5 protein-coding genes are annotated in these 7338 nt (G+C 45.2%); 3 read left to right on the top strand and 2 right to left on the bottom strand.

From position 1 onward, the window contains the following. Positions 1 to 95: 95 nt before the first annotated feature. Both JFC07_RS07930 and JFC07_RS07935 read right to left on the bottom strand, forming a co-directional pair. Positions 96 to 2285, bottom strand: a complete 2190-nt coding sequence (locus tag JFC07_RS07930; protein ID WP_198328797.1) for a DNA primase — start codon at positions 2283 to 2285, stop codon at positions 96 to 98. Positions 2286 to 2460: 175 nt separating this feature from the next. Next, a complete protein-coding gene (locus JFC07_RS07935; RefSeq protein WP_198328798.1) occupies positions 2461 to 3624 on the bottom strand; it encodes an outer membrane protein assembly factor BamD in 1164 nt (387 codons plus the stop codon). A 745-nt stretch (positions 3625 to 4369) separates the two neighbouring features. Between JFC07_RS07935 and JFC07_RS07940 the strand changes: the two genes are divergently transcribed. The 3 genes from JFC07_RS07940 (at position 4370) to JFC07_RS07950 (ending at position 7229) form a co-directional block, all read left to right on the top strand. Next, entirely contained in the window at positions 4370 to 5578 is a 1209-nt protein-coding gene (locus JFC07_RS07940; RefSeq protein ID WP_227678251.1) for an RluA family pseudouridine synthase, read from the top strand. 91 nt (positions 5579 to 5669) lie between these two features. Then, a complete protein-coding gene (locus JFC07_RS07945; protein WP_227678250.1) occupies positions 5670 to 6542 on the top strand; it encodes a purine nucleoside phosphorylase YfiH/LACC1 family protein in 873 nt (290 codons plus the stop codon). Positions 6543 to 6599: 57 nt separating this feature from the next. Further along, positions 6600 to 7229 (top strand): flavodoxin family protein, encoded by a 630-nt coding sequence (locus JFC07_RS07950; RefSeq protein WP_198328800.1) that lies wholly within the window; start codon positions 6600 to 6602, stop codon positions 7227 to 7229. Positions 7230 to 7338: the final 109 nt, after the last annotated feature.

The following is a 7338-nucleotide window of genomic DNA, read 5'->3' on the forward strand; positions in this document are numbered from 1 at the left end:
GCGCTCAATATGCAACTGGGCATAATCATTAATAGTGGGGGCAATGGCTGTGCTTTTAAAGGGCTACCGATGATAAATAAAGTTTTGCCTAGCTATTAAGATTTCACCGTGGCCATTTGTGCTGAGCGTTCCGCGTGCTGTTCGCGTAGCCAATCATTCAATAACTGTGATTGCTTACGGACAATTGCCAGTTTTATGTTGTCTGGGTTTTTTACCAAGTCTTGAATTTTTTTCTTCATGTGGCGTTCAAGAAGTTGACTGACCAGCTCTTCGACCAAGCCATCTAAACTTAAGATATTACGAGCAGTAAGGGCTTTATAAAAAGCGCCCCAATCACCGCTAAGCGTTTCTTGGGTGCTCGGTTTGACATTCGATAAAATAAAGTGCGCCGCAGCATTAGCGTCTTTTGGTAGATAATTAAGACAGCGCTTAATGGTGCTGACGATATCGAGCAGAGCATTATCTTGCAAATCTTCCCATGCCAGTGGACGCAATATATCAGCAGAGGCTTTTTGTTTAATATGCGCTGGTAGCTGCAGCTCATGAATACCTGCCTGCTGCCAAATGGCTTCGATAGGGTCATCGATTAAGGTGCGCGGCTGGAATAAAAAACACAGCTGCAGCTGCTGACTGATGGTCATCTCACCATCGAAATCTAACAGCGCATCTCTTGCGTCTTTGTTTTGATTGCGCCTGCCGCCAAGCTTTTGATAAATATCATTGTTCAACAGATAGCGAAAGCTGCTACCTTTCGGCAGGGCAGTGGTCAAGGCGCGCACTTGTGACATCAGCTTGGCTTTGCCTTCGACCAGACTTAAGTCATAACGCTCACTCAAATAAGCAAAGATATATTGCGATAGCGGCATGGCATTGGCGATTTGCTCGCGCATGGCGTCCGCGCCCTGACTTTTGATAAAGGTATCAGGGTCATGGTTATTCGGTAGGGTTAAAAACCGCAGCTCTTTATCATCGCCAAGCACAGGCAGCGCGACTTCAAGCGTACGCCAAGCGGCTTTTTGCCCTGCGCTATCTCCATCGAAACTCAATGTCAGGGTAGGGTTTAATGTCAATAGCCGTGATATTTGGCTCTCATTAATCGCCGTACCCATCGACGCCACCGCACCATAAATGCCGGCTTGATACAGGGCAATGACATCCATATAGCCTTCGACTACTAACCATTTATCAGCGCGCTGCTGGCGAGATTCATAGTAGCCATATAGGACGTGCTGCTTATGAAAAACGGGCGAGTCAGAGGAGTTAATATATTTGGGTTTTACTTCGTCATCAAGCGCGCGACCGCCAAAACCAATGGTGCGACCTTGGTTATCGCGAATTGGGAAAATTACCCTGTCACGCAGTAGGTCATAGTCGCGCCCAGATTCTGATTGGCGTACCAAGCCTAGCGCTTTAAGCCCCTCGATATCTTGCGGGAATTGATGCTCAAGATGCTGCCAACCAAAGGGCGCATAGCCGAGACCAAAAGCCTCAAAAATATCTTCGGTGATACCGCGCGATAAAAAGTAATGCTTGGCATGCGGATGAGTGGTGAGATTATGCTGATAAAACTGCTGGATTTGCTCTAATAACTCGTAAAGGTTGCCGTCTTTATCAGAGACGCTAGTTTCATCATAAAGAGCAGTAGTATCAGCAGCACTACCACCACTGGTCAACCATGCAGGCGGATAACTATTATCGTCTTGATCGTTAGCACCTTGATAATGAGTATCGTAGTCATCGGCTGTATAAGGCATCGAATCATACGCGTCTAATGGCGGATAATTTTCATAATTATCATTATAAGTTGGCGGCTGCATATCAGCAGTTGGCAAGTTTGTGGACGTTAAATTGTCAGCTACGGGCTGGCTATGAAACGCTTGCGGTTGCATTGCCGCTGCCGATGTTGTTGGCTGAATAGCGAGTCTTGGCTTGGTTACCGGCTTAGCTTTTGGTTTAACGGGCGCGCGCTGATAGCTGACGTTTTGCTGCTCTTCTTTTGGCACTTCGATGCCCGTTTGTTTGGACAGCTCATTAACCGCTTCGATAAAGGTTAAGTTTTCATAGTCACGTAAAAAACTGATGGCATTACCACCAACGCTACAGCCAAAGCAGTGGTAGATGTTTTTTTGTGGATTGACATAAAAAGACGGCGATTTTTCGCCATGAAACGGGCAGCAGCCTTTGTACTCACTACCCGCACGTTTGAGCGTGGTATGACGCCCAATGATACTGATTAAGTCAGCTTGGCTATTTAATTGTTCGAGAATATGGTTAGGAATGCTCATACAAAAAACAGTTTACCATAGGACGATTATATTAAGCATCGACAATCAGCTACAAAAAACTGACAGTAGATAAAAATTATAAGAAGTAAAAACAGAAAAATAAGGCCAACAGAACGTTGACCTTATTTTTGATGATAGGTACTAAGCGTCTAAAATAGACGCGAGCCGTATCAATTTACTCAGCAGGTAATGTAGTACGGCGTACAGGATTCATGTTTTGTGGGTCGACATCGGCTTCTCTAGCAGTATCGCCAGTGCTCGATTGGCTCGTCACGCGCTCGGTCGATGCTTCAGGCAAACCTAAGCCTACATTGATACCACTATTGGCACGCTTAGGAGACATATTTAACGGTGCGTTAGCATTTGCTGCAGCCGCATTATCACTCGGCAATCTTAATTGATTGGCATTGCGAATCACTTGGGTTTTGGTGGCGCCATTGTAGTTACCTGACGCAACCGAGGTATCTTTATTAAAGCGGTTTAATTGTCCAAAGGTGAGTTTATTAAATAAAGTACGCTCACGTTTGGTATTGAGCTTGACGCGTCCATCAGCGCTGAGCATGTTTGGATAGTTGATTTGCAATAGCGTCTTATACTCATTTGCTAAGTCATTAAGACCGAGCTTTTCATGGCTATAAGCCAATACGGCGAGGGCATCAGGCACAGATTCACTTAATGGATAATATTGGAATACCCATTTAGCTCGGTTGACCGCAGCGACATAGGCTTCACGCTCGACATACCAGTTGGCTGCACTCATCTCGCTTTCGGCAAACTGATTATAGATAAAGGTCATACGCTGAGCAGCATCGGGCGCGTAAGGACTGTTTGGGTATTTATTGATAAGCTCTTGGAAGTTAGCAAAGGCAATACGCAAATAGGCGGTATCACGCTCAGCTTGATTGAGCTTAAACAATTTTAGACCTTCAGACGAGCCTTGCATATTGGCCACGCCGCGCACGTAGTAAGCATAGCTGACTTGCGGATTAGAAGGATATAGGCTAATAAATTGCTCAGCGCTGGCCGCAGCCGCCTCGAACTTCCCACTTTCGTATTGGGCGTACATCACATCAAGCAAGGCTTGTTCGGCATATTGTCCCGTTGGATAAAAAGTGCGCAGATTGTTCAAATCTTCGATAGCTTGCGTATAGCGACCCTTATCAATCTGAGCGATGGCGTCATTATAATAACCTTGCTCAGACTTCTCAGCAGTGGCAACCGCATCCACGTCTTTACCGCCAGTTAGGTTTTTAAACGTTTGACAACCCACCAAGTTGACGCTTAACGCCAGTAAGGTGATTGAGGACAGTTTGATAAACGTATTGCCAACAGCTTGCATACTTCTTCTCCGACACAAGACGCGTAATAGCAGCGACGCTATTAGGCTAAATTATAAAAGGGTAATAAGGGTAATAATAAAAAACGATGCTGGCGGCATCCATTAACGGTCGGCTACTAAGTAAGCGCTAGCAATTAGCGCACTTATTATCCACATCGTTTTATCAAATGCAGTTTTGCCAATATTAATAAAATAAATTATTTTAAAAGTTCTTATTTTAAAAATCAGTGCCATAGCATACAGCAAAACAACGCTTACTTTATAGAATAACGCATGCTTCGTCTATTTTTTCGTTATCTATTTTGTAGTTAAAGGCCTAATGCTTTATCTGTGTTAGCTTCGGTCTGTAGTTTAGCATGAGCCGTCGTCACGAGCGATATTGAATATGGCTGACAAGGACAAATATACAGTAAATTACAGCCATGTCATATTTTAGAGAGCTAATCTACCAAACAATGCCATCGGCTGGCGGCTTAACTTTTATCACTTTTCATAGATTTTTAACACGGCTCACCACCTTTGAAAAGAAGGTAACGATAAAATCGCAGATAACACGCAGCTTCTGTAGGGCTTAGGCGCTTGGCATGTTACACTATGACGATATAACTGCTGCTTTTTTCGACCGTCCTTATTTTTGCTGGTCTGTAAGCGCCAGTCCACTTTCTTATCTCGTTTTCTTATGAAGTCGGCTTATAAAGCTGTAAGTGACTTTGCCCTATATCAATCCGCTATGAATAATGATGCTATGACGACCAATTCCCTTAAGAAACAACCGTTAGATACCGATATATCAGCACAAGAGTTACCAATGCCAAATGAATTATTAAATGACCATCAGCGCGCGCTTGATGAGCAAACGCCGGACATATCCAATGATGAGTTGGATGAATTGGTCGATGACGATATTGTCGACGATGAAGATGAATACGAAGACGAATACGAAGACGAAGACAGTGAGGATTCAGTCGTAGTTGCTGGGCAAGCGGTTCCGGTCGTTATTGATGTCACGCATACCGTCATAGAAGACGAAGCGGGCTTACGTATTGATAAACTGGCATCAAAAGTATTTGCCGATTTCTCGCGTGCCCAGCTGCAAGGCTGGATTACTGATGGCAGCTTGCTTTATAACGGGACGGTACAAAAACCGAAAATTCGTGTCAAAGCAGGTGATGTCTTGCATTTATCGACGACACTGCAGCAGCATAGCGAAGATCAGCCAGAAAATATCGATATCGAAGTTGTCTATGAAGATGATGATGTCCTAGTGATTAACAAACCTGTCGGTATGGTTGTCCATCCGGGCGCTGGCAATCAGACCGGCACTTTGGTCAATGCGCTTCTCTATCATTATCCGCAGCAGCACCACTTGCCGCGGGCTGGATTGGTACACCGCATTGACAAAGACACCTCGGGACTGCTGTTAATTGGTAAAACCAAGCCTACGCAAATGGCTTTAATGGAGCAGTTAAAGGACAAATCTGTCTATCGTCATTACCAATGTGTGGTTGCAGGGGATGCGGCAAGTTTACTGCGTCATCGCCGTATTGACGCGCCGATTGGTCGCCATCGCAATCAACGTACCAAAATGACGGTGATGACGGCAGGGCGTGAAGCGGTTACGCATTTATTGAATGTCACACCGCTGAACGATAACTATTGCCTATTAGACGTCGGTCTTGAAACGGGGCGTACCCATCAGATTCGTGTGCATCTAAGCCACATTACCTATCCGATAGTCGGTGACCGTGTCTACGGTGGGCGTCGTCAATTGCGAGCAGGCTTAACAGAAGCGCAGCGTCAGGCAATCAATAATTTCCCGCGTCAAGCATTGCATGCTTATACTTTAGGTTTCGTGCATCCAACGACTGGTGAAGATATCGAAGTTACCACGCCAATCCCTGAAGACATGCAGCAATTGATGGCGGTGTTAAGCGAAGGTTATGACGAAGAATAAAATCTGATGAGCTCTATTAAATAATGACATTCGTCTGGTAACAATCTGGCTGTAATGCTCTAATAATAACGATAAGACTGGTGCACTGACCATGCCTAACATAACAAACAATCTGCCTGTCACCTTAGTTGCTCAGCTTGATGACGTGACGGTTTTTCAAACGGCAGCTTTTAGCAGCGATGATAGTGAAGCGGCTAATGAGGTAGATAATCAGGCAAATTATGGTGCGCTAAATTTAGGCTTGCATGTCAATGATAACGCCAAAACAGTCTTAAACAATCGCATGCGTCTATTAACGGCGATTAATGAGCAATTAGCGGCGGGGCAGCGTGCGCCAATTAATAGCTTGCACTGGCTCAATCAAGTTCATGGGCAGCAGGTTTATGATGTCGATGCGACGGCGCTACCTATACGCCCGCTAGATGCCGATGCCATGGTCAGTCAGCAGGCGGACTTGGGGCTTGCGATTATGACCGCCGATTGCGTACCGTTAGTTTTATACCAGCCCGCAACGGGGCAGATAGCTGCTATCCATGCAGGCTGGCAAGGGCTGGCGTGCGGCGTCATAAAGGCAACCGCCGAGCGCTTTGATGCTGATAAACCAATCACGGCATGGATTGGCGTCTGTATCAGTCAAGAAAATTATGAAGTCGGCAGCCAAGTACGAGATAAGTTGCTCGCAGGCTGTGTAGATAATCAAGTCTTGTCATCACAGCATCTTGAAAGCTTTGAACAACGTTATGTCTTAGCATCTGTAGCGGACAAGATTAAACTGAACCTGCCAAAGCTTGCCGCTGACCAATTAAGTGCAGCAGGCATTACCGTTAGCAATCAATCCGAAATACCTTGCAGCTATGCGGATTCGCATTATTATTCTTATCGACGTCAAACGCATCTTGGCCAGCCTGCAACCGGACGTATGGCATTGATTATTACCCGTAGCGCTTCTAGAGAGTTGGCTTGATTCAGCTCTTGAGCTTCTATTTTTATTTCATTTTTAATTGTCATTATTAGAGTTCGTATGAATACACCTGACACACCGCCTGCCATTTTAGAGCATGAGAACAATCTCGCTAATATATCGATGGCGGTTATTTATCATAGTAATTATGGGCATACCAAACGCGTTGCCGAAGCAGTGGTGACGGGCGCGCGTCAACAATTACCAGATTCGCAGGTTAAAGCGGTCGATGTGCATGACGTTGATTGGGATTTTGTCGATCAGGCGGATTTATTGGTGTTTGGTAGTGCCGTGTATATGGGCAGCGTGACCGCAGGCTTTAAGACTTTTATGGATGAGACTTCTAAGCGTTGGTATCACCGTAAATGGGAAGGCAAGTGGGCCGCAGGTTTTGCCAATTCGGGCGGTCTGAGTGGTGATAAGCTTGCCGTCCTGCAGCAGATTTGTCTTTATGCCATGCAGCACGGAATGAATTGGATCGGTTTACCACTGATGCCAACAGGACATGAAGCGCATGATTTAAATCGTCTTTCGAGCTTTCTGGGTTTGATGACGCAGTCGCTAGATGGACCGCCTGAAGTCACGCCTGGCGCAGGCGATATTGATACCGCCATTTGGTTTGGCGATCATTTGGCCAAGACCATTATCAAGCATCAGCCCAAACAACAAATAGTCATTGCAGAAGATTAAAGTTAAATATTTCTATTGATTATTAATAATACCAAACCCAACAATTAAAGTTGTGCCCAAGCACGAGCAGTTAACGACCGAATTCTTTGTGGCTGTTTAAGCAAATTAT

Origin of the sequence: Psychrobacter faecalis (assembly GCF_016107575.1) — a bacterium.
GTDB classification, from domain to species: Bacteria; Pseudomonadota; Gammaproteobacteria; order Pseudomonadales; family Moraxellaceae; genus Psychrobacter; species Psychrobacter faecalis.

Coding starts and splice junctions, on each gene's coding strand:
- JFC07_RS07945 (WP_227678250.1), top strand. CDS start 5,670: ATGCCTAACATAACAAACAATCTGCCTGTCACCTTAGTTGCTCAGCTT.
- JFC07_RS07935 (WP_198328798.1), bottom strand. CDS start 3,624: ATGCAAGCTGTTGGCAATACGTTTATCAAACTGTCCTCAATCACCTTA.
- JFC07_RS07950 (WP_198328800.1), top strand. CDS start 6,600: ATGAATACACCTGACACACCGCCTGCCATTTTAGAGCATGAGAACAAT.
- JFC07_RS07940 (WP_227678251.1), top strand. CDS start 4,370: ATGACGACCAATTCCCTTAAGAAACAACCGTTAGATACCGATATATCA.
- JFC07_RS07930 (WP_198328797.1), bottom strand. CDS start 2,285: ATGAGCATTCCTAACCATATTCTCGAACAATTAAATAGCCAAGCTGAC.